Annotated in this window: 26 protein-coding genes; 15 read left to right on the forward strand and 11 right to left on the reverse strand. The window is 73.1% G+C overall.

All coding sequences use genetic code 11. The annotated features are described in order from the left end of the window. Positions 1 to 224: 224 nt before the first annotated feature. Positions 225 to 863 carry a helix-turn-helix transcriptional regulator gene (locus IW245_RS15025; protein WP_197003794.1) on the reverse strand — a complete coding sequence of 213 codons (639 nt, stop codon included), beginning with the start codon at positions 861 to 863 and terminating at the stop codon, positions 225 to 227. A gap of 102 nt (positions 864 to 965) precedes the next feature. Between IW245_RS15025 and IW245_RS15030 the strand changes: the two genes are divergently transcribed. The 4 genes from IW245_RS15030 to IW245_RS15045 are packed head-to-tail and all read left to right on the forward strand — an operon-like array spanning position 966 to position 4,291. Continuing rightward, the gene (locus IW245_RS15030; RefSeq protein WP_231399710.1) at positions 966 to 1,475 is read left to right on the forward strand and encodes a DUF2231 domain-containing protein; all 510 of its coding nucleotides are present in this window, start codon (positions 966 to 968) and stop codon (positions 1,473 to 1,475) included. 2 nt (positions 1,476 to 1,477) lie between these two features. Further along, positions 1,478 to 1,876, forward strand: a complete 399-nt coding sequence (locus IW245_RS15035) for a hypothetical protein (RefSeq protein ID WP_197003796.1) — start codon at positions 1,478 to 1,480, stop codon at positions 1,874 to 1,876. Positions 1,877 to 1,886: 10 nt separating this feature from the next. Then, positions 1,887 to 3,395, forward strand: a complete 1,509-nt coding sequence (locus IW245_RS15040) for an FAD-dependent oxidoreductase (RefSeq protein WP_197003797.1) — start codon at positions 1,887 to 1,889, stop codon at positions 3,393 to 3,395. A 29-nt stretch (positions 3,396 to 3,424) separates the two neighbouring features. Next, a complete protein-coding gene (locus IW245_RS15045; protein WP_197003798.1) occupies positions 3,425 to 4,291 on the forward strand; it encodes a YihY/virulence factor BrkB family protein in 867 nt (288 codons plus the stop codon). Here IW245_RS15045 and IW245_RS15050 read toward each other — a convergent pair. The 3 genes from IW245_RS15050 to IW245_RS15060 all read right to left on the reverse strand — a co-directional run bounded on the left by IW245_RS15050 (position 4,272) and on the right by IW245_RS15060 (position 7,008). Continuing rightward, the gene (locus IW245_RS15050; RefSeq protein WP_197003799.1) at positions 4,272 to 4,835 is read right to left on the reverse strand and encodes a dihydrofolate reductase family protein; all 564 of its coding nucleotides are present in this window, start codon (positions 4,833 to 4,835) and stop codon (positions 4,272 to 4,274) included. The genes IW245_RS15045 and IW245_RS15050 overlap by 20 nt on opposite strands. 61 nt (positions 4,836 to 4,896) lie before the next feature. Next, a complete protein-coding gene (locus tag IW245_RS42210) occupies positions 4,897 to 6,291 on the reverse strand; it encodes a GGDEF domain-containing protein (protein ID WP_197003800.1) in 1,395 nt (464 codons plus the stop codon). 126 nt (positions 6,292 to 6,417) lie between these two features. After that, positions 6,418 to 7,008, reverse strand: coding sequence for a TetR/AcrR family transcriptional regulator (locus IW245_RS15060; RefSeq protein ID WP_233473023.1), 591 nt, complete (start codon positions 7,006 to 7,008; stop codon positions 6,418 to 6,420). A gap of 125 nt (positions 7,009 to 7,133) precedes the next feature. Between IW245_RS15060 and IW245_RS15065 the strand changes: the two genes are divergently transcribed. Further along, positions 7,134 to 7,730 carry a hypothetical protein gene (locus tag IW245_RS15065; protein WP_197003802.1) on the forward strand — a complete coding sequence of 199 codons (597 nt, stop codon included), beginning with the start codon at positions 7,134 to 7,136 and terminating at the stop codon, positions 7,728 to 7,730. 151 nt (positions 7,731 to 7,881) lie between these two features. Further along, positions 7,882 to 9,354: a hypothetical protein gene (locus tag IW245_RS15070; protein ID WP_197003803.1), complete on the forward strand. Its 1,473-nt coding sequence runs from the start codon at positions 7,882 to 7,884 to the stop codon at positions 9,352 to 9,354. A gap of 31 nt (positions 9,355 to 9,385) precedes the next feature. Here IW245_RS15070 and IW245_RS15075 read toward each other — a convergent pair whose 3' ends face one another. Then, a complete protein-coding gene (locus IW245_RS15075; RefSeq protein WP_197003804.1) occupies positions 9,386 to 10,852 on the reverse strand; it encodes a xylulokinase in 1,467 nt (488 codons plus the stop codon). Next, complete coding sequence (gene xylA / locus IW245_RS15080) at positions 10,849 to 12,036, reverse strand: xylose isomerase (protein ID WP_197003805.1); 1,188 nt, start codon at positions 12,034 to 12,036, stop codon at positions 10,849 to 10,851. Before xylA ends, IW245_RS15075 begins: the two co-directional genes overlap by 4 nt. A gap of 76 nt (positions 12,037 to 12,112) precedes the next feature. On the opposite strand from xylA, the gene IW245_RS15085 reads away from it, so the two are divergent. Beyond that, a complete protein-coding gene (locus IW245_RS15085) occupies positions 12,113 to 13,318 on the forward strand; it encodes an ROK family transcriptional regulator (protein WP_197003806.1) in 1,206 nt (401 codons plus the stop codon). Positions 13,319 to 13,354: 36 nt separating this feature from the next. Continuing rightward, positions 13,355 to 14,011 (forward strand): DUF2278 family protein, encoded by a 657-nt coding sequence (locus IW245_RS15090; protein WP_197003807.1) that lies wholly within the window; start codon positions 13,355 to 13,357, stop codon positions 14,009 to 14,011. 64 nt (positions 14,012 to 14,075) lie between these two features. On the opposite strand, the gene IW245_RS15095 is transcribed toward IW245_RS15090, so the two are convergent. The 3 genes from IW245_RS15095 to IW245_RS15105 all read right to left on the reverse strand — a co-directional run bounded on the left by IW245_RS15095 (position 14,076) and on the right by IW245_RS15105 (position 15,783). After that, on the reverse strand, positions 14,076 to 14,348 hold the full coding sequence (locus IW245_RS15095) for a hypothetical protein (RefSeq protein ID WP_197003808.1): 273 nt from the start codon (positions 14,346 to 14,348) through the stop codon (positions 14,076 to 14,078). Positions 14,349 to 14,525: 177 nt separating this feature from the next. Then, positions 14,526 to 15,149 carry a hypothetical protein gene (locus tag IW245_RS15100; RefSeq protein WP_231398810.1) on the reverse strand — a complete coding sequence of 208 codons (624 nt, stop codon included), beginning with the start codon at positions 15,147 to 15,149 and terminating at the stop codon, positions 14,526 to 14,528. A gap of 97 nt (positions 15,150 to 15,246) precedes the next feature. Continuing rightward, entirely contained in the window at positions 15,247 to 15,783 is a 537-nt protein-coding gene (locus tag IW245_RS15105; protein ID WP_197003809.1) for a hypothetical protein, read from the reverse strand. A 94-nt stretch (positions 15,784 to 15,877) separates the two neighbouring features. Here IW245_RS15105 and IW245_RS15110 point away from each other — a divergent pair, with 94 nt between their 5' ends. The 7 genes from IW245_RS15110 to IW245_RS15140 all read left to right on the forward strand — a co-directional run bounded on the left by IW245_RS15110 (position 15,878) and on the right by IW245_RS15140 (position 20,600). Beyond that, entirely contained in the window at positions 15,878 to 16,966 is a 1,089-nt protein-coding gene (locus IW245_RS15110; RefSeq protein ID WP_197003810.1) for a sensor histidine kinase, read from the forward strand. Next, positions 16,936 to 17,610 carry a response regulator gene (locus IW245_RS15115; RefSeq protein ID WP_197003811.1) on the forward strand — a complete coding sequence of 225 codons (675 nt, stop codon included), beginning with the start codon at positions 16,936 to 16,938 and terminating at the stop codon, positions 17,608 to 17,610. The genes IW245_RS15110 and IW245_RS15115 overlap by 31 nt, the downstream gene beginning before the upstream one ends. A gap of 40 nt (positions 17,611 to 17,650) precedes the next feature. Beyond that, entirely contained in the window at positions 17,651 to 18,631 is a 981-nt protein-coding gene (locus IW245_RS15120) for a TolB family protein (RefSeq protein WP_197003812.1), read from the forward strand. A 2-nt stretch (positions 18,632 to 18,633) separates the two neighbouring features. Beyond that, a complete protein-coding gene (locus tag IW245_RS15125) occupies positions 18,634 to 18,864 on the forward strand; it encodes a class I SAM-dependent methyltransferase (protein ID WP_197003813.1) in 231 nt (76 codons plus the stop codon). Positions 18,865 to 18,986: 122 nt separating this feature from the next. After that, positions 18,987 to 19,577 carry a TetR/AcrR family transcriptional regulator gene (locus IW245_RS15130; protein WP_197003814.1) on the forward strand — a complete coding sequence of 197 codons (591 nt, stop codon included), beginning with the start codon at positions 18,987 to 18,989 and terminating at the stop codon, positions 19,575 to 19,577. 73 nt (positions 19,578 to 19,650) lie between these two features. Continuing rightward, entirely contained in the window at positions 19,651 to 20,385 is a 735-nt protein-coding gene (locus IW245_RS15135; protein ID WP_197003815.1) for an SDR family NAD(P)-dependent oxidoreductase, read from the forward strand. Continuing rightward, positions 20,385 to 20,600: a tautomerase family protein gene (locus tag IW245_RS15140; protein WP_197003816.1), complete on the forward strand. Its 216-nt coding sequence runs from the start codon at positions 20,385 to 20,387 to the stop codon at positions 20,598 to 20,600. The genes IW245_RS15135 and IW245_RS15140 overlap by 1 nt, the downstream gene beginning before the upstream one ends. A 70-nt stretch (positions 20,601 to 20,670) precedes the next feature. Here the strand turns inward: IW245_RS15140 and IW245_RS15145 are convergent, their stop codons facing one another. Continuing rightward, positions 20,671 to 22,674 carry an FtsX-like permease family protein gene (locus tag IW245_RS15145; protein ID WP_197003817.1) on the reverse strand — a complete coding sequence of 668 codons (2,004 nt, stop codon included), beginning with the start codon at positions 22,672 to 22,674 and terminating at the stop codon, positions 20,671 to 20,673. Further along, entirely contained in the window at positions 22,674 to 23,399 is a 726-nt protein-coding gene (locus IW245_RS15150; protein ID WP_231398812.1) for an ABC transporter ATP-binding protein, read from the reverse strand. Before IW245_RS15150 ends, IW245_RS15145 begins: the two co-directional genes overlap by 1 nt. Between the last annotated feature and the right edge of the window lie 88 nt (positions 23,400 to 23,487).

A 23,487-nucleotide genomic window follows, 5' to 3' on the forward strand; every position in this document is an offset into this window, starting at 1 on the left:
ACCCTGACATCTGTCAGGTTAACCCTGACAGTCAAACCCATCAAGAGCCTTGTGCGATTACGGAGGTCCCCGACCCAGTTTCCCTCGGCAACACCGCCGCACCCGACCGGCGCGTCCGCGCTCCGCGGCCCAGGATCCGCCTCAGTCCACAGTCGCGTCAGGTGCCGATGACCACGCCAACCCGGACACCCGCAGGCGCCCGCAGCTCAACGACGGGCCGCGCGTCAGCAGCCGGTCACGCGCACGCAGCACGTGTCCGGACCGCGGTCGAGTCGCGCCTCGCGCCCGGTCTCGCCCAGTCCGTCGAGCATCCCGGCCACGAAGCACAGGTTGATCCCGCACACCAGGTCGGTCTCGCGCACCGCGAGCCGGTGAAAGGGACAGTTGCGCAGCACGATCCCCCCGGCGTCCTCCGCCGGCTCGAACCCGAGCCCGGCCAGCACCGCGACGACCGGCGTGGGCCGTGCCGCCTCCCCGACCCCCGCGCCGTGCCGGTGCGCGATCCGCCGGGCGGCGTCCGCCGCATCGTGGGGTTGCCGGGCGACGGCCTCGGCCAGGATGTCGCCGAGGAGTTCGTACCGGCGCTCGGGGATCGTCAGGCTGACCTCGACACCGGACGGCTCGTAGACCTTCGGGGCCCGACCCCGGGCGCGCGGCCTGTCCAGCGGTGCCTCGTGCCGGGCGGCGAGCAGGCCGGCGTCGACGAGTTTGTCGAGATGAAACGCCGCGAGGCTCCGGGACACCCCGACGGCCGAGGCCGCGTCCTCCCTGTTCACGGGCACCCGGACGGCGCGGACGTGGTCGTAGAGCGCGCGGCGAACCGGGTCGACGAGGACGGCGGTGGCCTCCCAGGCTGTGATCACGGTACGAGAATAACGCTAACCGTGGCTATTGAAAATCCCGGGGCGCGGGGTCATGATGGCGATATAACCAACTCCGGTTAGCGATATTCTGGAGAGGTGTCGATGGACGGCATGCGCCAGGCCAAACACCCGGTCACGAGACTCGCCGGGCCCTACGGCCATCCGTTCCACCCGATCCTGGTGACCGTGCCGATCGGGGCATGGGTGGCCAGCCTCGTCTTCGACGTCGGCTCGCGCCTGGTGTCCGCCGACGCCGCGGCACTGTCGACGGGTTCGCGCTGGCTGATCGCGATCGGCGTCCTCGGGGCGGTCGCCGCGGCCATGGTCGGATTCCTCGACCTCTTCGCGATCCCGACCGGTACCCGGGTGTTCGGCACCGCCCTGGTGCACATGGGACTGAACCTGACGATCACGGTGGCGTACCTGATCAGCTTCCTGCTCCGCGACGCCGGCCGCGCCGTGCCCACCGGGCTGATCGTGCTGTCGGCCGCCTGCCTCGCCGGGCTCGGGGTCTCCGGCCTGCTCGGCGGCAGGCTCGCCTTCCACTACGGGGTCCGGGTCGCCGACGAGGACACCCAGGCCACCGGCTTCCACCCTCGAAAGAAGGACTGACCATGGCCGTCGCAGCACTCATCACCTGGCTCGTCACGGCAGTCCTCGGCGTCAGCATGCTCGGCATGTGGCTGGCCGGGGGCGGCGTCCGCGCGGCGGGCGGCACCCCGACCCGCCTCGTCCCACCGCTGATCTTCGGCCACTTCCTGCTCGCCGCGTCCGGACTGGTGGTGTGGATCATCTACCTGATCGTCGACAAGGACGCCCTGACCTGGGTGGCGTTCGGGCTGCTCGTCCTCGTCGCGACCCTCGGCGACGTGATGTTCCTGCGCTGGCGGCGCAGCCGGGCCCAATCGACCCCGGAGGCACGCTTCCCGGTCGCCCTGGTCTACGGCCACGGGCTGTTCGCCGTCACGACGGTCGTGCTGGTGCTGCTGACGGCCCTGGGCGTCGGCGAATGAGGTGAGGGCGATGGCGCGACGGCTCGAAGGCGAACCGGTCTCCCTCTGGGTGGCCACCGCCGGCGGCACGGACTATCCGCCGCTGGTCGGCGAGGTCGAGGTCGACGTCGCCGTCATCGGCGGCGGGATCGCCGGCCTGACCACCGCGCTGGCCCTCAAACGCACCGGCCGCACCGTCGCGGTCCTGGAGGCCGCCCGGGTCGGCACCGGCGTCACCGGACACACCACCGGCAAGGTCACCGCCCTGCACCGGCTCGTCTACACCGAACTGCGCGCCAGCCACAACGAGAACACCGCCCGGGTGTACGCGGCGGCCAACCAGTCCGCCGTCGGACACGTCGCCCAGGTGGTGGCCGACGAGGGCATCGACTGTGACCTGCGCCGGGTGGCCAACTACACCTACGCGGAGTCCAAGGACGCCGTCACGGCCGTGCGCGCGGAGGCGGAGCTGGCCGCCCGGCTCGGACTGCCGGCGGAGTTCACCACCGACGTGCCGCTCCCGTTCGCCGTCCGGGGCGCGGTGCGGTGCGCCGACCAGGCCCAGCTGCACGCGGTGAGGTACCTGCAGGGGCTCGCCCACGCGGTGCACGGCGACGGCAGCGCGGTGTACGAGGAGACCGTGGCGGACAAGCCGCACGACGGTACCCCCTGCGTGGTCGCGGCCGGGCGGGGCACGGTCCGGTGCCGCGCGGTCGTCGTGGCCACCAACCTGCCCTACGGCGGGCAGGGGCTGTTCGAGACCCGCTGCCACCCGCACCGCTCCTACCTGGTCGCCGGCCGGGTCGACGGACCGCCGCTGGACGGAACGTTCATCAGCGCCGACGAGCCGATGCGCTCGATCCTGTCCGCCGTGGTCGACGGCGCGACGTGGCTGCTCGCCGGCGGGGAGGGCCACCGGGTGTCGCGGGGCGGGGACGCCGCCGAACGGTACGGCCACCTGGCGGCCTTCGCGCACGACCGGCTGGGCGTGCCGACGATCGGCCACCGGTGGTCGACCCAGGACGGCATCCCGCTCGACGGCCTGCCCTACGTCGGCCTGATGAGCCCGACGGCACACCACGTGTACGTCATCACCGGGCTGCGCAAGTGGGGGCTGACCAACGGCACGGCGGCAGCCCTGATCGTCACTGATGCCGTCAACGGCCGGGACAACCCGTGGGCGAAGGTGTTCAACAGCAACCGGATCACCCCGGTGGCCAGCGCCGCGCGGTTCGTGACGGAGAACGTCCGCACCGCCGTCGCGACGCTGGGCAGCAGGTTCCGCGGCCATGCCGGCACCGGCGCGCCCGCGCCGGGCGAGGGGGCCGTGACCGAGGTGGACGGGGAGAAGGTCGCGGTCTACACCGACGAGGAGGGCCGGCGGCACGCCCTGTCGGCGGTCTGCACCCACCTCGGGTGCACGGTCGAGTTCAACGCCGCCGACACCACCTGGGACTGCCCGTGCCACGGTTCCCGGTTCGGCACCGACGGGCACGTACTGCAGGGTCCGGCCACCCGGAGCCTGCCCGCGCGTGAGTAACGACGGCCGGTACCGGGTAACGGTCGACCATGCGATGGTGGATTCAGCTTCATGGGCACGGTCGGGTCAGGCACCTGGTCCGGGCGCTCGGCCGCTACAGCGACACCTCGGCCGGCCTGCTCGCCGCCGGAGTCACCTACTACTCCTTCTTCGCGGTACTGGCCCTGACGGTGTTCGGCCTGGCCATGGCCGGCGTGCTGTTCGGCGACGTGCCGCAGGTCCGCGACGCCGTGCGCGAGTTCGTCGTCGCGAACCTGCCCCGGGTGCAGGTCGACGGACTCCTGGCGGCCAGCGGCCGGGTCGGCGCGATCGCGATGGCCGGCTTCGTGCTGGCCGGCCTGTGGTGGGTGGAGAGCACCCGCTCCTCGATCCGTGCGATCTGGCGGCTGCCGCGCGACCCCGGCAGCATCCCCGTCCGGTACGCGCTGGACCTGGCCGTCCTCGCCGGCCTCGGAGTACTGCTGGCGGTGTCCCTGGGCGTGCAGTTCGGCACCAACGCGCTGCTGCGGGCATTGGTCCCGCACGCCGCCGGCTGGGCGTCCGCCGGCCTGGCGGTGATCCTCGGGGTGGCCGTCAACGCGGTCCTCGCCGCGGCGCTGCTCGTCGGAGTCCCCCGGCTGCGGATGACCCCTGGCCGGGTGGCCGGGCCCGCGCTGATCGTGGCCGTGGGGCTGGAGGGCCTCAAGACGGTCGGTCGGCTGTACGTCGGTGCCACCGTGGCGAACCCCGCGTACCAGGTGATGGCCGGGTCGGTGGGGCTGCTGGTGTTCCTGTACCTGCTCAACCAGCTACTGTTCCTCGCCGCCGCCCTGACCGCGACCAGCGACACCGGCGCCGTGTACGACCTGGGCTGCCGGCGCCGGGCACGCGCCGAGGTCAGCGCAGCGCGTAGCTGAGCACGACCGTGCCGTCGCCGAGCTGCCGGTTGCCGGTCAGCCGCAGCACGGAGGGCCGGAACGCCGCGGACAACAGCGGCACCCCCGTGCCGGACACCACCGGGTAGACCTTCACCACCAGCTCGTCGATCTCCGACAACAGCGCGCCGGCGAGCCCGGAGCCGCCGGCCAGCCAGATCCCCGCCCCGTCCTCCGCCTTGAGCGCGCGCACCGTGGCCAGCGGATCGGCCGTGAACGTGACGGCCGGGTCGGGACTCTCGGCCTCACTCGACGCCACGTACTGCCGCAGGTGCCCGTACGGGCTGGTGAAGCCCGCGTCGAGCCCCGGCTGGTACGTGCGCCGGCCCATCACCACGGTGTCGAACCGCGTGCCGGGGGCGTCCACACCGAGCGCCGAGCGGACATGGGTCGGCAGGGTCTCGGGGTACTCGGTGGACAGGAACCCGACGACCTCTGGACTGACCACATAGTGGTCGACCTGGTCCTCGGGGCCCGCGATGAAGCCGTCCACGGTGGTCCCGACGAAGTAGGTGAGCTTACGCATCCGGTGTCCTCAGGGTCGTCGTGGCTGGATCCTCCACCGAAAACAGTACAATGGTGGCGTTCTACGCGGAGACGACCCGCACCCCGGGTGTCGACTCGCTGTCGAGTTTGGCGGCGTACATCGCCTCGTCCGCGCGCCGGATCAGGTCCTCGGCCGCGACGTCGAACTCCGCCCCGGTCCGGATCACCGCGCCGATGCTCGCCCAGACCGGCACCGACTCCACCCCGAGGTCCACCGGATCGCGCAGCGCCCGGACGATCCGCGCGCTGAGCCGCTCCACGTCGGCCCGGCCGGCGTCGCGGAACAACACCAGGAACTCGTCGCCACCGAACCGGCTGACCAGGTCGCCGGCCCGCACGCACCCGCCCAGCCGGCGGGCGACCTCCACCAGCAGCCGGTCGCCGATCGGGTGGCCGAGCCGGTCGTTGACCGCCTTGAACCCGTCGAGGTCGCAGAACAGGATCACAAGGCCGCCCGGCCGGCGCAGTTCGGCGCGGAGCTGGGCGACGAACTCGCGGCGGTTCGGCAGGCCGGTCAGCGGGTCGTGCGCGGCCTGGTAGCGCAGCGCCTGCTCCGCCCGGGCCCGCTGGGCCGACAGCCGGCCGATCCGCCACATCACGAGCGGCGTGATGGCCGCGGCGCCCGCGACGAGCAGCAGCCCGTCCACCGGCTGGCCGAGCAGTTGCCGGCCGCCGCCGACCAGGGGCAGCGCCGCCAGCGCCCCGCCAAGGAACGCCAGCCGGCCGCCGGTGAGCGTGTCGTCGGGCGCGTGGCCGAGCCGGGCCAGCCGGTGCGCGGAACCGTCGAGGCCGAAGAGTCCGAGGGCCACGTACGCGGCCATGAACATCATCTCCGCGCCGACGGCGACCGGCCCGGTGTCGCGCAGTTCCAGAATGACGTTGCCGGTCAGCGACAGGGCGAGGGCCCCGACGAGCAGCCACAGTGCCGGGATCGGCTCGCCGGCCGTCTGGAGCAGGCGGACGAGCGCGCCGAGGACACCGGCCAGGACGAACACCGTGGCGAACGTCGACGCCTCCGCCGCCGGGTGCTCCTCGGCGATCCGGGGCAGCAGGACCACGTCCCACAGCAGGCCGCCGAGGGTGGCGGAGACGATGATGGTGTCGATCAGGCCGCCGACGTCGTTGCGGCCGCGCCGGACCACCACGGCGAGGACGGCGACGAGCATCAGCGCGTTGCCCACCGCGTCGAACAGCCGCCCCGCCAGGGTCAGGCCGGTCAGCTGCCGGGTCAGGTTGCCGAGGTTGAGCACGACGAGCGCGCCGAGGAGCAGCCGCCACGGCCGGCGGTCGACGAGGCGGGCCCGGCGCAGGCCGACGAGGACGGGCGGTACGGCGGAGCAGGTGACCACCAGAAGCGCCGCCGTGCGGGCCCCCGACGGCAGCAGGGGGTACGCGGCGATCAGGCCGACGGACACCAGGAGGTACGCCCGCCGCACGCCTAGCCGCCCCGTTCTTCCACGGGTACGGAGCCTAACCGCCCGGCACGGGGCCGGTGGCCGATTCGGGGAAACGCCGAGGTCCGGCCACCGGGCCAGCCAGCCGGCGACCGGGGACGGCCCGGGTCACCGCGCCGCGAGGCCGTGCCAGACGGCGCGCACGCCCTCGCGGTACACGCCCGGCCAGTCCTCGGCGATGGACCAGTCCGGCAGGGCCGTGCGGTCGCGGTGGGTCAGCTCGATGCCGACCATGCCGTGCATCGCCGCCCAGACGAGGTAGGCGGTCCGCTCGACCCGGTCGGGCGGCACGGCTGCGGCGACGGCCGCGCGCAGTTGGCCGAAGGTGCTGTCCAGCGCCCGGGCGCGCAGCTGAGGGCCGGGGTCGAAGTCCACGACGGACCGCTCGAACATGAACGCGTACCGGCTGGGGCTGTCCACGGCGAAGTCGCGGTAGGCGTCGGCCAGCGCGCACACGTCCGCCAGGGCGTCCCCGGTGCGGGCCGCGGCGGCCATCGCGGCGCTGAGCAGCTCGAACGCCCGGGCGTAGAGCGCCCCGAGCATGCCGGTCCTGCCGCCGAACCCGCTGTAGACGCCCATCGTGGACGCGCCGGCGGCCTCCGCGACCCGGCGCACCGTCAGGCCCGCCGGCCCGTGCTCGGCGGCGACCCGGAACGCGGCATCGATGAACTGGTCGCGCAGGTCGTCGCTGTCGGCCACGCGGTCCCCCTTCGACATCTTTCGGAATCATTACAGGGCCGGTCCGAACGCGCGGCACCGGGCGTCTATGACATACGTTATTACAACCGTTATAGCAGCTCGCACCCCTCGATGGAGAGAAACCCATGTCCCTGCGCACCCTGTATCGACTGGCCGGCTGGTCGGGCCTGTCCTCCGCCGCGATCCTGGTCCTCAACTCCGCCCGGCGCGCCGGCCTGATCCCGGACGACATCGCGGTCACGCACGTCCTGGCGCCGCTGGCCGAGGCGTTCGGCCTGTTCCTGATCACCGGCCTGTTCCTGGCCGCCCGCCGCAGGGCCGGAGCGCTCGGAGCCGCCGGGTACGTGCTCAACTCCCTCGGCATGGCCGGCCTGCTCGGGGTGGAGTTCATCCTGAACCTGGTCTTCCCGGAGCTGTCCAAGGACCAGATCAAGGAGCTGGTCGACGGCCTGACCGGCGGGGTGTTCAAGGCGTCGTCGATCGTGTTCCTGCTGGGCGCGATCGTGCTCGGCGCGGGACTGTGGCGGGCCGGCGGCATCCCCCGGGGCGCGATCGCCGTCTATGTCCTCGGCGCGGTCCCGGTCGCCCTGCGCGGGGTGCTGCCCGCCGTGACCTTCCCGCCGGGGCTGCTGCTGATGGGGGCCGGGGTCGCGTGGCTGGCCGTGACCCTGGTGCTGCACGCGGCCCGGTTCGCCGAGAACGAGACGGTCCGGACCGTCTGACGGATGCCGGCCCGCCACAGGAAGTGTGGCGGGCCGGTCCGCCGAGGACCGGGCGGGACGTCCGGCGGCGGTCCCGCGTCGCCGCCCGGGGTTGCGCCCCGGCGGCATACTCGGGGGACCATCATCCTCTGTGGACCCTGGAGGAAACGCTGTGGCCTCTCGTACCGGTCGGATCCTGCTCTGGATCGGCATCCCCGTCCTGCTGGCCGACCTCCTCGTCTGGATCAGCACCTACTATTCGACACTCGTGGTGTGGGAGCTGCGCAAGTTCACGCCGTTCCTCGCCGCGGCCCTGCTCGTCGCGGCCTGCGTCGTTGCGCCGGTCACGGCCGCCCGAAGGGTGGCTTTGCACCGGTGGGAGAACGCCGACGGCGCGGGGAAGTTCGTGGGCACCCTCGGGCTGCTGATCGGCGTCGGTGCCGCGTGCTGGTGGATCACGCACACCTTCTACGACCAGGACCGCACGTACGCGGCGGCGACCCGGGTGGTGACCGAGCGGCTGCCGGACCTGGAGGCCCGGGCGCCGTACGTGGTCGGCAAGGCCCAGGCCGGGCCCAGTCTCGGCGACGTGGCCGGCGACATCTCCGACGTGACGTACCTGCCGGACGTCGCGCGGTTCGCCACCCTGGTGGAGAAGCGCGGTTGGCTCGCCGGCTACGAGGTCGGGGTCACCCAGGAGATCGCCGTCGAGGGCCCCGGGCACGACACGCGCAAGTGCCGGTTCGACGCCGCGGCCGACGCGCGGATCGGCGGCTCGTTCGGCCACAACCTCGGCCGGCTGATCTCCACGAAGAAGCGGTGGGTGGCGTTCACGGCCAAGGACGCCTACGTGTACTGCGACGGGGACGTGCCCAAGGTCGTCGTGCCCCTCAAACGGCAGGTCGGCATCCTGGTGGTCACCGAGCGGCCGGCCGGTGTCGCGGTGTACGACGGGCGGACCGGGCAGGTGACGGTCACGACCGACACCCGGGGGATCCCGGGGCCGACGTACCCGATCAGTCTCGCCAAGCGCCAGCGGGAGGCCACCCACGGCCTGCACGGCTTCGCCGACTGGTGGTTCGACCGCTCCGGCTGGGACGCCTCCGACGACGGAGCCAACGGCGCTAACGAGTCGGAGTTCACCCTGAACCGCGCCGACCACAGCGGCCCGGTGTACGTGACGCCGTTGACCCCGCCCGGCTCGGCCAGTTCCGTCGTCGCCGTGTCCACCGTGCCGGCCCAGCACAGCGGCGCGGGCCTGGCGCCGCTGACCGTGTACCGGCTGGAACCGACGTGGGCCTCCCCTGCCGCCATCGTCGCGCGGATCAAGGCCGACTACCCCGACGCGTGCTGCTACAACCAGGACACCGTGTTCGAGGTGATCCCGACCGGCGGCGACAGCTGGGTGGCGACGACGGGCAGCGAGCAGGCGCTGCGCTACCGGGTGGTGGGCAACGGCCAGCTCCAGGGCCTGGAGGCGACCTGTCTGCGGACCGCGGACGGCCGGCCGATCCGGTGCGGCAGCAAGCCGGCCCAGCAGGCCCCGCCGCCGGTCGGCGACCCCAGGACGCTGAGCAACGAGGAGCTGGCGGACCTGCAACGCAGGGTCGCGGAAGAGGTGGCGCGACGGCTGCTGCAGAAGTAACGCTCATCCGGCTCCGGCGGACCGCATCCGGTCAGCCCAGGTCGCGGACCTCCGCGTACCGGTGCCGGACGGCCGGGGTCGGGTCCGCCTCGTACAGCAGGCTGCCCGGGTCCGCCCAGACCGGGGCGTCGGGCGTGCCCGCCAGGCTCCAGGCCGCCTGCCGGGCCGCGCCCACCGCGACGTACTCCCCCGGTGACGGCACCACGACGGGCCGACCCAGGACGGCTGGCGCGATCCGGCGGACCGCCTCGGAAGCCGCCCCGCCGCCGACCAGCAGGACCCGGTCCACCCGGACCCCGCAGGCCACCAGGGCGTCGAGACCGTCGGCGAGCCCGCACAGCAGCCCCTCGACGGCGGCCCGGGCGAGGTGCGCCGGGGTGGCGGTGGCCAGGGTCAGCCCGTGCACGGAGCCCGTCGCGTCGGGTCGGTCGGGGGTGCGTTCCCCCGCCAGGTACGGCACGAGGACCAGGCCGCCGGCCCCGGGCGCGGCGGACAGCGCCAGGTCCGACAGTCGGGTGTGGTCGACGCCCAGGAGCGCGCACGCCGCGTCGAGGACCCGGGCGGCGTTCATGGTGCACACCAGCGGCAGGTGTCGGCCGGTCGCGTCGGCGAAACCGGCGACGGCCCCGGTCGGGTCGGCCGTCGGGGTGGCCGAGACGGCGAAAACCGTGCCGGACGTGCCGATCGAGACGACGACGTCGCCGGGGCGCGCGCCCAGGCCGAGCGCCGCCGCGGCGTTGTCGCCGGTGCCGGGGCCGAGGAGCAGGCCGTCGGGCGTCGCGCCCGGGGACTCCGCCGGGCCGAGCACGCGGGGCAGGTCGGGGAGGTGGCCGAGGGCAAGAGCCGCGAGGTCGGGGCGGTAGCGGCCGGTGGCCGCCGAGTAGTAGCCGGTGCCGCTGGCGTCGCCCCGGTCGGTGCTGAGCTCGGCCCCGCCGACGGGCGGCCCGACCCGGCCGGGCGCGGAACCGGAACCGGAACCGGCCGGCGTCGGTTCCCAGTGGTCGCCGGACCGGCGGGGGCGGCCGGTGAGTTGCCAGGTCAGCCAGTCGTGTGGCAGGCACACGGCGGCCGTGCGCCGGGCGGACTGCGGCTCGTGTTCGGCGAGCCAGCGCAGCTTCGTGACGGTGAACGAGGCCACCGGAACGCTGCCCACCGCCTCGGCCCAGGCCCCGGGCCCACCGAGGTCGGCGATCAGGTCCAGGGCGGCGTCCGCCGAGCGGGTGTCGTTCCACAACAGTGCCGGCCGGACCACGCCGCCGTCGCCGTCCAGGCACACCATGCCGTGCTGCTGGGCGGCGACGGACACCGCGGTGCAGTCGCCCAGGCCGCCGGCGTCGGCGACCGCCCGGTCCAGGGCCGCCCGCCACGCGTCAGGGTGCGCCTCGGTGCCGTCGGGGTGCGGAGCCCGGCCGGAGCGCAGCACCGCGCCGGTGGCCGCGTCGACCACGACGACCTTGCAGGACTGGGTCGAGGAGTCGACCCCGGCGACGAGCGTCATCGCGCGCCGAGCAGATGTTCGACGGCGAGCTGTTCGAGCTGGGTGTAGGCGTAACCGCGCCCGGCCGCCGCGTCGAGGTCGAAGTCCTCCCAGGCTGTGCGGTCGGCGAGCAGGTCGGCGGTGGTCTCTCCCGGGGCGAGGGTCGGCACGGCCAGCTCGGCGACCCGGCTGGCGGCGAGGGCCGCCTGGACCTGCGGGTCGGCGCGGAAGGACCGGGCGCGTTCACGCAACAGCAGATACGTGCGCATGTTCGCCGCCGCCGACGCCCAGACGCCGTCGATGTCCTCGGTACGGCCGGGCTTGTAGTCGAAGTGCCGCGGCCCGTCGTACCGGGGGCCGCCGGCCAGGCCGCCGTGTTCGAGGAGGTCCACGAGGAAGAAGGCGCTGAGCACGTCGCCGTGGCCGAACACCAGGTCCTGGTCGAACCGGATGCCGCGCTGGCCGTTGAGGTCGATGTGGAAGAGTTTGCCCTGCCAGAGGGCCTGGGCGATGCCGTGCACGAAGTTCAGCCCGGCCATCTGTTCGTGGCCGACCTCCGGGTTGACCCCGACCATCCCGTGGTGGTCGAGTGTGGACGCGAACGCCAGGGCGTGGCCGATCGTGGGCAGCAGGATGTCGCCGCGCGGCTCGTTGGGCTTGGGTTCCAGGGCGAACCGTAGCCCGTAGCCGCGCTCGACCGTGTAGGCGGCGAGGGTGTCCAGCGCCTCCCGGTACCGGTCGAGGGCCGCCCCGACGTCCTTGGCCGCGTCGGTCTCCGAGCCCTCCCTGCCGCCCCAGAACACGTACGTGTGCGCGCCCAGTTCCGCGGCGAGGTCGAGGTTGCGCATGACCTTGCGCAGCGCGTACCTCCGAACGGATCTGTCGTTGCTCGTCAGCGCGCCGTCCTTGAACACCGGGTGGGTGAACAGGTTCGTGGTGGCCATCGGCACGACCAGGCCCGTGGCGTCGAGCGCCTTGCGGAACCGGGCGATCCGGGCGTCGCGGTCGGATTCCGTGCTGCCGAACGGGACGAGGTCGTCGTCGTGGAACGTCACGCCGTAGGCCCCTAGTCCGGCGAGCCGGTGCACGGCCTCGACCGGGTCCACGGCCGGGCGGGTGGCGTCCCCGAACGGGTCGCGCGCCTGCCAGCCCACCGTCCACAGGCCGAACGAGAACTTGTCTTCCGGGGTGGGACTCAGCGCCATGACGTCCTCCGACTTAGTTTTGACTTTAAACTTAAGGCGGATATGCCGAGCTGTCAACGGCCGCTAGAGTTGGGCCGTGATCACCCAGCAGTCCGGTCCCCGGCCGGCCGACGTCGCCGACGTGCGGACCACCAACCTCGTGGTGGTCCTGCGGTTCGTCCGCGCGCACGCACCCTGCTCCCGGGCCGACGTCGCCGCCGCCACCGGGCTGACCAAGGCCACCGTCTCCAGTCTCGTCGCCGACCTGCTCGACCGGCGGCTGCTCCGCGAGACCGGGGTGACGGAGAACCGGATCGGCCGGCCGGCGACGATGCTGGAGGTCGACGGCAGTCCGTACGCGGCGATCGGGATGGAGATCAACGCCGACTACCTGACGGCCGTGGCCATGGACGTCGGCGGCACCCGGCTGCTGTCCTGGCGGCGCGCCTTCGACGGCACCGCCGGCCCCGCCTCCGGCACCGCCGCGCTCGCCGCACTCGCCCGGCGGGTGATCGCCCGGCTCCGCGCGGACGGTCGCGGCGTGCTCGGCGTGACGGTCGGGGTGCCGGGGCTGGTCGACGCGGCCGGCGTCGTACACCTCGCGCCCAACCTGCGGTGGCAGGACGTGGACCTGCGCGCCGACCTGCACCACGCACTCGGCGGGGCCTTCGACGTCCTCGTCGACAACGACGCGAACCTCGGGGTGGCCGCCGAGTACCGCTACGGCCCGCACGCCGGCACCCCGGACCTGGTCTACCTGACCGGCGAGGTCGGCATCGGCGCCGGCATCATCGCCGAGGGCCGGTTGCTGCGCGGCTCCCGGGGCTACTCCGGCGAGATCGGCCACGTCCCGGTCGTGCCCGACGGCCCGCCGTGCGGCTGCGGCCGGCGCGGCTGCCTGGAGGCCGTCGTCGGCCTCGGGGCCCTGATCGGCGGGCCGCCGCCCACCCCGGAGCACCTCACGTCCGCCGTGCGGGACCTGGTGACCCGCGCCGGAGCCGACGACCGGCACGTCCTGGAAGCCCTCGACCTGGCCGGCGACCGGCTCGGCCGCGGACTCTCCGTGCTGGCCAACCTGCTCAACCCCGAGACCATAGTGCTCGGCGGGTACTACGTGCCCCTCGCCCCCTGGCTGCTCCCCTCCGCCCGCGCGGCCCTGCGGTCCGGGGTGCTCGCCCCCGACTCCGGCGGCACCCTGCTGGCGGCGTCCACCCTCGGGCACAGCGCCGCGGCACTGGGCGGGGCGGCCCGGGTCATCGACCTGGTCGACGCCGGCCGGATCCCGCTCCTGGACCCGGCCTGACGCCCATACTGAAAGGAGCCCGTCGAGGGAGGACACATGGCTCTGGCTGCGTACGGGGTCCTGGTCGGAACCCTGAACCGGTTCGCGCGCGAGGATCCGAACAACTTCGGCTCGTGGTACCACGGCAAGATGTACGTCCAGGCGCCCGCCGGCGAGTACGAGTGCGCGGTGGACGTGTCGACCCCGAGCGGGATCCCGGTGCAGTACCGCGAGGTCCGGGGCCTTGACCCCGCCCTGTTCGCCACGGTGCACGCGCTCGCGCCCGGCTGGCACCCACTGGCCAGCACCCCCACCTCCGGCGCGATCGACTACCTGCGCGACCCGCTGCTGCGCGGCCGGGCCGGCTGCGTCGCCGTCGTCGCCAGCCCCCTGATCGCCCTGCTCAACGCGATCGTGCGCTCGCCGCGGTTCGGCTGGGTCGAGAGCACCGCCGACAACGCGCTCAATCTGCTGGAGCAGCGGCTGACCGGGTGCCGCAAGCTGTTCGTGTTCGGAGCGCCGTACACGACCGGGCGCGGGGTGCACGACGTGCACATGAACCAGGGCGACCCGCCCGGGCAGTTCCAGCACCTCGACGGGATCTGGCAGGACGGCGGCACGATCATCGAGTCCGCCACCGGGGAGTTGAACGCGTTCCTGACGAAGTTCAAGCCGCAGTCGCTGAACACGGACAACAACGGACTGCCGGTATGACCCTCCGCGGGGACACGGCACGACGGAGGGCGGGCCTCCACTGAGGCCCGCCCTCCCGACCGACCTAGAAGTCGACGTTGTTCCACGCGCCGTTGGTGCACGTCCCCGCGCCGACGCCGAGGCCGACGATACCGAGGCCGATGCCGCACACGTTGATCGGCGCCTGGACCACGATGTAGAACTGGTTGCCGTTCCCGATGCCGCTGTTGCCGATCGAGATCTGCCACACGCCGGCTTCCGGCGTGTGGTCCGCCGCCTGGGCCGGTCCTGCGCCAGCGGCCACAATGGCCGCCGACAGCATGCATGCGCCGATACCCTTGCTGATCCACCGCTTCATGACAGTTACACCTTCCACGAATGAATAGTGGCGTACCTGGACCAGCGTGACATACCGAGGACTTAACGGGATCCTTTATGGAAAAAAGGCAATCCCCTTATACGGTCAGAATTTTTCAATATCTGTATAAAGCTATTTTAAGTGCGATAATAGACATTAACAACCATTATTGTACGATCAGGCTGACGGGTGCAGAAGGGGCCGGTAGCCGGCGGACAGGATGGCCGTGGTCACCGGCGGGGTGAGGACCTCCACCACTTCGGCGGCTGGGACGGGCTCCGGGAAGCCGTACCCGTCGAAGGTCCAGGTCGCGAACCGACCGGCCGTGACCAGGCCGACCCGCCCGTCCCGGCGGACCAGCACCCCGTCGGGCAGCGCACCGAACACGCCGGAGCGGGTCCGCTGCCGGCGAGTGTGCGGCTCGACCCGCTCCGCGTGCAGCCGGGCGTCCATCTCGAACGCCTTCGGCCGCGCCGCCAGGCCCTGCGAGCGCTGCCAGAGCCCGACGAACTCCACGTACTCGGCGCGCCGGCAGTAGCCGCACGGCCGGTGACCCGCCGCGAGGGCCGTGGCCTCGTCGAGGAAGAACAGCGCCGTCCAGCGGCCCGGCGGCATCGGATCCCTGCGCCAGCCCCGCCACTCCAGCACGCAGCAGATCCACAGCTTCGACCGCCAGCGGGTCACGCCGAGCCGGCGGTCCGGGCCGTGCAGACAGCCGCGGTTGCCCATCAGGAGTCCGCGGGAGTCCACGGCGAGGATCTCGCCGGTGGGGGCCACCCGGTTCTGCAACGGCGACGGCATGGCTCCATCCTGCCGCACGGCAGGGCTGCCGGCGTCCCGCCCGACCGGCGGGTCCGCCGGCGGGGCCTGCCGGCAGGAAGTCGGTGCGCCTGGCCCCTCAGGACCTCTCGCGTTTCGGGAAGACGGTGTAGGTCGCCGACCACACGAAGCCGATCGCCACCACCACCCCCATCCGCGTGATCCACCCAGTCAGTGCCGCCGTGCGGGAGGCGTCGTCGACGTACAGTACGCCGACCTCCAGCAGACCGGCGGCGATCACGCAGGCCAGGGCTAATTTGCCGAACTCGCGCCACTCGTGCAGGGCGCGGGCCGTGCCGTAGCGGGGCGGGCGGGCGGGGGGCGGACCACCCGCGAAGCGGTGCGCGAACCGCTGGTCGGCCCAGCGGACCATCGAGTGGCCGTACGCCACCGAGAATCCCAGGTACACAGCCGCCAGCCCGTGCCCGACGCCGGCCGTGCCGCCCCGCCCCAGGTCGACGGCCGTGGCGACGAGCAGCACCAGGTCGATCACGGGCGCGGCGAGGAGCAGGGCCGCACCGGTCCGGGGCATCCGCAGCGGGTACCGTGCCACGAGCCCGGCCAGCAGAGACAGCAGGAACAACACCTCGCCGGTGGCGAGTATCGCGAGAACCATGGTCACAGTCTGTGCGCGGCGGGCGCCCGAATCCTCGGCCGCGGCGGTGAACCCGGGGTACCTCCTTCGTCGTACCCGTGTTGTGATGGTCGCGATGAGGCGTGATCTCCTGACCTCCGGATTCGTGGCCGCCGGCGGGTTCGGCCTGTGGATGCTCGGCGCGTACGACCTGCGGCTCGGTCCTTCGTGGTCGCTGCTCGCGCCGCTGGCCGTGATGGCGGTGGCCGTCGGCCTCGGCCGGGTCGCGCCGGTCACGGCGGTGCTGCTCGGCACCGTCGCGGCGGCCGCAGACCAGGCACTCGGCCCGTCCCTGGCCACGGTCCTCGCCTTCACCCAGGTGCTGTACGACGCGACCGTGCACGGCCCCCGCCGCCTCCCCCGCCTCCTGCTGTGGACCGGGGCCGCCGTCGCCGCCGGGACCGCCGTGGTCGCCGTCGCGGTCACCGGCGACATCAGGGCCTCGCTGGTCGGGTTGACCTCGGCGCTGGTCCTGGTGTTGCCGGTCGAGTCGGGGGTGATCGTGCGCCAGCACCGCGACGAGGCCGCCGCCGAACGGGACCGCACCGCCCAGGTCGCGCGGCTCGCCGAACTCGACCACCGCCAGGCCGTGCACGCCGAGCGGTCCCGGATGGCACGTGAGCTGCACGACGTCGTCGCCAACCACCTGTCGGTCATCGCCCTGCACGCCACCGGTGGCCTGGCCCTGCCCGCCGCCGACCCGGAAGCGACCCGCCGGGTACTGGGCGTCGTGCGGGAGAACGCCGTCGCCGGGCTCGCGGAGATGCGACACCTCGTCGCGGTCCTGCGAGAGGAGCCCGGGGACCTGGTCGTGCCGGGACTCGGCGGGCTGCCGGCGCTGCTCGACCGGGCCGGGGCGACCCTGCGCACCTCCGGGACCGTCCGGCGGGTGCCGGTGGCGGTGGACTTCGCGGCGTACCGGATCGTGCAGGAGTCCCTCACCAACGCGCTCAAGCACGCCGGGACGCCGCCGACCGTGACCGTGACGTACGAACCCGACGCCGTGCGGGTCGAGGTGGACAACCCGCTCGGGGCGTCGTCCGGGGTACCGTCCGGCGGCGCGGGTCTGGTCGGCATGCGCGAACGGGCCACACTGTTGGGAGCGACGTTCGAGGCGGGACCGGAGGGGGGCGCATGGCGGGTACTGGTCCGGCTGCCGACCTGATCCGGGTGGTGCTCGCCGACGACCAGCCGGCCGTGCGCGCCGGCCTGGCTCTCGTGCTGTCCGCCGCGCCGGACATCGAGGTGGTCGGCGAGGCCGGTGACGGCGAGGAGGCCGTGGCGCTGGCCACCCGGCTGTCCCCGGACGTGGTGGTCATGGACGTGCGGATGCCCCGCCTCGACGGCATCGCCGCGACCGGACGCCTGGCCGGGATCGCCGACGTCCTGGTCCTGACGACCTTCGACCTCGACGAGTACGTGTTCGGCGCGCTCCGGGCCGGCGCCGCCGGGTTCCTGCTCAAGGACACCGACGCCGACGGACTGATCGGGGCCGTGCGGCTCGTCGCGCGCGGCGAGGGCCTGATCGACCCCCAGGTGACCCGCGCCCTGATCGCCGCCTTCGCCCGCCGGCCGGCCCCGCCGCCGTCCACGGCGCTGGACGCGCTGACGGTCCGGGAGCGCGAGGTGCTGTCCGGACTCGCCGGCGGGCTGTCCAACGCCGAGATCGGGGCGCGGCTCGCGATCGCCGAGGCGACGACGAAGGTGCACGTGAGCCGGGTACTGGCCAAACTCGCTCTGCGCAGCCGGGTCCAAGCCGCAGTGCTGGCCCGGGAACTCGGCGTGCCGCCGCTCGCAATTCACCCGTAACCGCCCTCAGGTCGCCGGTGGCCTGGGAGAATCTCGTCTCATGCTGACGGGTGGCGGGGCCACGGGAAAACGCGCGCGGGCGACGTCGCGCAGGGAGTCGGGCCGGGTCGTCCGCCCGTTGGTCGGCGCGGCGGTCGCCGTGCTGGCCGCCCTCGGCACGGCCGGCCCCGTGGCGGGAGCGTCGGTCCCGCCGCCGAGGCCGATGGTCTTCGCCCAGGACGGGGACGTCTTCCTCACCGACCGGACCGGCACGTTCCGGATCACCACCGGAGGCGGCAATACGTGGCCCCGGATCTCGCCCGACCACGGCCGGATCGCCTACACCCACGCCGGCGACGTGTGGATCGCCGACGTGTCCGACCCTGGCGGACACATCTCCTTCCTCCAGGTCTCGCACGACGGGCGGGCCGGTGGCGCGGCGTGGAGTCCGCGCGGCGACCGGCTGGCCTACCGGACCGGTACGGCGCACCAGGGGACCGTCGTCCTGGCGAACGTGCCGGCCCCGACCCGGCGGGAACGCGGCACCGGCGCGCCGCGCGAGCAGGTGGCGGCCCGGGCCGGGGCCAGCCGCGCGGACGGCTGGTCGGAACTCCGGGAGGCCAACACGGTGGCGTGGTCGCCGGACGGCACGTCCCTCGCGTACCCCGGCGGCGAGTGTTCGGTCACCTTCGACGACTGCCTCAGCGTGCTGGACCTCGGCACCGGGGCGGAGTCCACTGTCGTGGGCTTCGGCGGGGCCCGGCAGGGGTTCGCCACCACGCCGTCGTGGTCGGCCGACTCCCACCGGCTGTACTTCACCCGGCAGGTCCAGGCCGGACCGGTGACCTCGATGGCGTACGACCTGGTCGGGCGGACGACGTGGCAGATCGGCGCGGACGGGGACGCCACGCCGGTTCCCCTCGGCAACGGCCGCTTCCTCGTCACCTCCGGCGCGGGCACCGTCACCTACCTGCCCGGCGACGGCAGCCGCCAGGCGCTCGCCCCCGGCTCCCAACCCGACTGGCGACCCAAGAGCACCTGAGCATGCCTACTCAGGCACCCCCTCGGGGATCCAACGGCACGCTCGCCGCCGCGCGCCGCTGGTGCGAGGTCACGTCCACCGACTACGTGCCGCGGCTGCTGGCCGGGAGCTTGGGCCGCGCCCAGGCGGAGGGCCTCGACGTGCTCCTCCAGCAGGCGGACGCGAAGAACCTGTCGCTCCGGCGTTCGCCGCCCTGGACGCCGTCGGGCAGATCGCGTTCACCCGCGACCTGACCGCGATGCTGGAGGACGGCAACCGGTCCGGGGACGGCACGCTGGTACTGCCGAGCGGGTATCTGGAAGTCGTCGTCGAGATCCGTTGACATTTCAAGACGACCGGTCGTAGTGTTTCACCCATGGCGCGACCGAGGCTCAGTGACGGCACCCGCACGCGGCTGCTCGAGGCGAGCACGTCGGCGTTCCTGGAGAACGGATACCACGGCACGGGGATCAAGCAGATCCTCGACGAGGTCAACGTCCCCAAGGGCTCCTTCTACAACTACTTCGCCAGCAAGGAGGAGCTCGGGGTCGCCGTGATCCGGTACTACGCGGAGTGCTCCGCCCAGAAGTTGACCGACGCCCTCGCGGACTCCGGCGACCCTCTGACCGGGCTGCGCACGTTCTTCGAGCGCCAGATGGCGGAGTTCGAGGAGGCCGCGTTCGTCGGCGGCTGCCTGCTGGCCAACCTGGCCGGCGAGCTGGACGGCAGCGAGGCCTGCCGCCGGGCTCTGGCGACGGCGTTCCGCGAGTGGCGCGACGGCGTGCGCGACGCGCTAGGCGACGCGCAGTCGCAGGGCACGGTGCGCGGGGACATCGACGCCACGGAATTGGCGGACATGCTGATCGAGGCATGGGAGGGCGCGGTGATCCGGATGAAGATCGACCAGACCCTCGCCCCGCTGGAGCGCTGCCTGCGGCGCCAGTTCGACGGGTACCTGCTGGCGTGAGCCAGCGGTACCGCTCTCTTTTTTTGCCCTCATTCCAAGACGACCGGTCGTATATTTCACAGGAGAAGCAACCATGTCCAGAACAGTCATCGTCACCGGCTCCTCCAGCGGCATCGGGCACGACATCGCCCGGGCGTTCCTCGACCAGGGCGCCAACGTCGTCCTCAACGGCCGCGACCCCGACAAGCTCAAGGCCGTCGCCGCCGAGTTCGGCCAGCCCGACCGCACAGCGGTGGTGGCCGGCGACATCAGCCTGCGTGGCACCCAGGAAGCCCTGGTCCGGGCAGCCGTCGAACGGTTCGGCCGGGTCGACGTCCTCGTCAACAACGCCGGCGTCTTCGGCGCCAAGCCCTTCCTCGACGTCACCGAGGACGAGTTGGACGGCTACCTGACCGGCAACCTGAAGAGCACGTACTTCACCACCCAGGCCGTGGTGCGCCAGATGGTGGCCCAGGGGTCCGGCGGCGCGATCGTCAACATCGGCACGGTCCTCATCGACCACGCCCTGGCCGGCCTGCCGGCGTCGGCGCCCCTGGTCAGCAAAGGCGGCGTGCACGCGCTGACCACCAGCCTGTCGGCGGAACTGGCCCCCGTCGGCATCCGGGTCAACGCCGTCGCCGCCGGCATCATCCGCACCCCGCTGCACGCCGCCGCCCCGAACGTCGACGGCTTCGGCGGACTCGCCCTGATGGACCGGATCGGGGAGGTCGCCGAGACGTCGGCGGCGGTGCTGTACCTGGCCGACGCCACCTTCACGACCGGGCACATCCTCCGGGTCGACGGCGGCTACGTCACCGGGCGGTCCTGATGCCCTACGTCAACATCCGGATCACCCGGGAGGGCGGCACCACCGCCGAGCAGAAGGCCGCGCTGATCGGCGGGGTGACCGACCTGCTGCGCGACGTGCTCGACAAGAACCCCGCGACCACGTTCGTCGTCATCGACGAGGTGGAGTTGGAGAACTGGGGGGTCGGCGGGCTACCGGTGGCCGACTACCGCCGCACCCAGGCCCCACCGGCCTGAACCGGCCGGCGACGTGCGGACACGTTCCGCACGTCGCCGGTCGGCGCTCCTGGTCAGATCCGGGGGCGGGTCACTCCCGGGAGCCGGCCAGGCGGACCGCCGGGATCCGGGTCGCCATCCACGTGGACGCCACACTCGCGGTGGCGACGAGCAGCACCGCGACCCCGACCAGCGCGCCGCCCAACGCCCACGGCGGCTCGGCCTGCCAGTGTCCGGTGAGGACGGCCAGCGAACGGGTGACGCCGTACACCGTGCCGGCGGCCGACAGCCCGCCGAGCAGCAGTCCGATCCCGACCACGGCGAGGCTCTCCGTCAGGGCCGTACGCACCACCTGTGCCCGGGTGAGTCCGGTCAGCCGGGCGGCGGCGAACTCCGCGCGGCGGTCGGCGGCCCCGATCACCACGGCGTTGACGACGGCGATGGCCGCGTACAGCGCCCCGGCCCCGAGCAGGGCCAGCAGCGCGGCCGTGTTGTTGCGGCGCTGGTCGCGGTCGAAGTCCGCCAGCCAGTCCGCGCGGGTGGTGACCTCACCGAGCCGGGCGTTCCCGATCGCGGCGGTGACCTGGTCGGGGCGGTCGGTCCGCAGCCAGTAGCTGGTGGGCGGGGCGGTCCCGCCGCTCGCCTGGCCGCCGGTGCCCTCGCCGGGCTCCGAACTCCCGGCGGGCACCGGCTTGCCCGCGCCGGGCCCGAAGACCTCCCGGGACACCAGCAGGCCGGGACCGCTGATCGCCCGGCGCAGGACGGCCACGATCCGCAGGGTGCCCTTCGGGGTCACCAGGTCCTCCCCCACCCGGAAGGTGTGCCCGGGCAGCGCGTTGGCCCGCGCGGCCACGGTCCCGGCGTCCAGGTGGGACAGGTCCCCGGAGATGACCTCGACGCGATGGGTGGCCTGGTAGGCGGCCGGGTCCACGGCGAGGCCGTCCGGGAAGTCCTTGCCCAGGTCGACCGGCGTCTCGGCGGACACGGTCCGCACCCCCGGCAGGGCGGCCAGCGCGATGGCGACCGGATCCGACAGTGCCACCACACCACCCGGCTGACCGGCCGGCGCGGAGCCCGGCTGGACGCCAGCCGGCCGTTCCCCACTGACCCGCAACTCGCCGACGATCGTCTCGGACGTCTCACGCAGGATCGACGCCGCCAGGGTGTCCACGGAGCCGGCCAGCCCGCCGACGATGGCGACGAGGACGAGGACCGGCGCGGCCGTGGAGGCGGTCCGCCGCACCCCCGCGCGCAGGTTCGCCATGGCCAGTTCGCCGAGCGGACCCCGGGCGAGCAGGCCGAGCAGCCGGCCGACCAGGGGTACGACCAGGGGCGCGACGGCGTTGAGGGCCACGGCGAGGGTCATGCACATCATCAGGTACAGGCCGATGGCGTCGTCGGGGCCCACGTTGGGGCCGGCGGCGGCGAGCGCGGTGGTGAACCCGAAGAAGAGCACGCCGAGCACCCAGCGGGACGCGGTCATCACCCGCCCAGCTTTGCCGGTCTCGCGCAGCGCCTCGAGGGGTTCGACCTTCGCGGCCCGCTGCGACGCGCCGAACACCCCGAACAGTCCGACGCCGACGCCGACCCCGACGGACACCCACAGCACCCAGCCCCGCCAGGGCGCCTCGAACGAGTCGGGGACGAAGCCGTAGGACCGCAGGACGGCCAGTTGGGCACTCCCCACGGGGCCGCCGAGCGCCACCCCGGTGGCCGAGCCGAGCAGGCCGAGGATAAGGGCCTCGCCGAGGAGCAGGCGGCGCAGCTGCCACCGGCTGCCGCCGTTGAGTCGCAGGGTGGCCAGTTCGGCGCGGCGCTGGGCGACCGTGAACGCGAACGTGGAGCCGACGACGAAGATCGCGAGGAACCCGGCGATGAACAACACCATGCCCAGTAGTGAGCCTGCCGCGCCGTAGCCGTCGCGCAGTGCGGCCTCGCGTTCCGGGGACAGGCCGGCAGGCAGCAGCGGATCCACGGAGGCCACGAGGGCCAGCAGCGAGGACTGCACGAGCGCCACCCCGAGGGCGACGGCGACGAACGCTCCGGCGAACAGCTGCCACCGGTCGCGGAACGTCTGCCAGGACATCCGCAGCATCAGGCGACCTCGAGCCCGGCAAGGCGGTCGGCGACCTGGTGCACGGTGGGCGCGGTCAGGTGGTCGACGATCCGGCCGTCGGACAGAAACACGACCTGGTCGGCGCTGGCGGCGGCGGCCGGGTCGTGGGTGACCATCACGATCGTCTGTCCGTCGTCGACGAGTTGGCGGAGCAGGCCGAGGACGACCCTGGCCGACTTGGTGTCCAGCGCTCCGGTGGGCTCGTCGCCGAACAGCACGGCCGGCCGGGTGACCATGGCCCGGGCGAGGGCGACCCGCTGCTGCTGGCCGCCGGACAGTTCCCGGGGCCGGTGGCCGAGCCGGTCGCCGAGCCCGACCCTGGTGAGGATCTCGCGGATCTCCTGCCGGCGCGGCCGCTTTCCGGCCATCCGGAGCGGGAGGGCCACGTTCTGCTCGGCGGTGAGGGCGCCCATCAGGTTGAAACTCTGAAAGACGAATCCGATCTGGGTACGCCGCAGCCGCGTCAGGTCACTGTCCGTCGCCTTGGTGATGTCCTGGCCGGCCACGGTGACCGTGCCGGAGGTGACCCGTTCGAGCCCGGCCGCGCAGTGCAGGAGGGTCGACTTGCCGGAGCCGGACGGGCCCATCACCGCAGTCCACGTGCCGGCGGGAAAGGCCAGGTCGACGCCGTCCAGGGCGCGTACGGTGGTGTCGCCCCGCCCGTACACCCGGTGCACGGCGCGGAGTTCGACTGCGTGTGTCATGGCCGACAGGATGCCAGCCCCATGAGCTGACATGGATCAGGGATAGCCCTGAGTCCACCCCTGATTAGTTCACTGACAGTGTTGGATG

The sequence above is a fragment of the Longispora fulva genome, assembly GCF_015751905.1.
Classification (GTDB): Bacteria; Actinomycetota; Actinomycetes; order Mycobacteriales; family Micromonosporaceae; genus Longispora; species Longispora fulva.

Bases quoted from the DNA above. Each gene is read 5' to 3' on its own strand.
- IW245_RS15030 (WP_231399710.1), top strand. From the start codon at position 966: ATGGACGGCATGCGCCAGGCCAAACACCCGGTCACGAGACTCGCCGGG.
- IW245_RS15035 (WP_197003796.1), top strand. From the start codon at position 1,478: ATGGCCGTCGCAGCACTCATCACCTGGCTCGTCACGGCAGTCCTCGGC.
- IW245_RS15040 (WP_197003797.1), top strand. From the start codon at position 1,887: ATGGCGCGACGGCTCGAAGGCGAACCGGTCTCCCTCTGGGTGGCCACC.
- IW245_RS15045 (WP_197003798.1), top strand. From the start codon at position 3,425: ATGCGATGGTGGATTCAGCTTCATGGGCACGGTCGGGTCAGGCACCTG.
- IW245_RS15050 (WP_197003799.1), bottom strand. From the start codon at position 4,835: ATGCGTAAGCTCACCTACTTCGTCGGGACCACCGTGGACGGCTTCATC.
- IW245_RS15065 (WP_197003802.1), top strand. From the start codon at position 7,134: ATGTCCCTGCGCACCCTGTATCGACTGGCCGGCTGGTCGGGCCTGTCC.
- IW245_RS15075 (WP_197003804.1), bottom strand. From the start codon at position 10,852: ATGACGCTCGTCGCCGGGGTCGACTCCTCGACCCAGTCCTGCAAGGTC.
- xylA (WP_197003805.1), bottom strand. From the start codon at position 12,036: ATGGCGCTGAGTCCCACCCCGGAAGACAAGTTCTCGTTCGGCCTGTGG.
- IW245_RS15090 (WP_197003807.1), top strand. From the start codon at position 13,355: ATGGCTCTGGCTGCGTACGGGGTCCTGGTCGGAACCCTGAACCGGTTC.
- IW245_RS15095 (WP_197003808.1), bottom strand. From the start codon at position 14,348: ATGAAGCGGTGGATCAGCAAGGGTATCGGCGCATGCATGCTGTCGGCG.
- IW245_RS15100 (WP_231398810.1), bottom strand. From the start codon at position 15,149: ATGCCGTCGCCGTTGCAGAACCGGGTGGCCCCCACCGGCGAGATCCTC.
- IW245_RS15105 (WP_197003809.1), bottom strand. From the start codon at position 15,783: ATGGTTCTCGCGATACTCGCCACCGGCGAGGTGTTGTTCCTGCTGTCT.
- IW245_RS15110 (WP_197003810.1), top strand. From the start codon at position 15,878: ATGAGGCGTGATCTCCTGACCTCCGGATTCGTGGCCGCCGGCGGGTTC.
- IW245_RS15115 (WP_197003811.1), top strand. From the start codon at position 16,936: ATGGCGGGTACTGGTCCGGCTGCCGACCTGATCCGGGTGGTGCTCGCC.
- IW245_RS15120 (WP_197003812.1), top strand. From the start codon at position 17,651: ATGCTGACGGGTGGCGGGGCCACGGGAAAACGCGCGCGGGCGACGTCG.
- IW245_RS15125 (WP_197003813.1), top strand. From the start codon at position 18,634: ATGCCTACTCAGGCACCCCCTCGGGGATCCAACGGCACGCTCGCCGCC.
- IW245_RS15130 (WP_197003814.1), top strand. From the start codon at position 18,987: ATGGCGCGACCGAGGCTCAGTGACGGCACCCGCACGCGGCTGCTCGAG.
- IW245_RS15135 (WP_197003815.1), top strand. From the start codon at position 19,651: ATGTCCAGAACAGTCATCGTCACCGGCTCCTCCAGCGGCATCGGGCAC.
- IW245_RS15140 (WP_197003816.1), top strand. From the start codon at position 20,385: ATGCCCTACGTCAACATCCGGATCACCCGGGAGGGCGGCACCACCGCC.
- IW245_RS15145 (WP_197003817.1), bottom strand. From the start codon at position 22,674: ATGCTGCGGATGTCCTGGCAGACGTTCCGCGACCGGTGGCAGCTGTTC.
- IW245_RS15150 (WP_231398812.1), bottom strand. From the start codon at position 23,399: ATGACACACGCAGTCGAACTCCGCGCCGTGCACCGGGTGTACGGGCGG.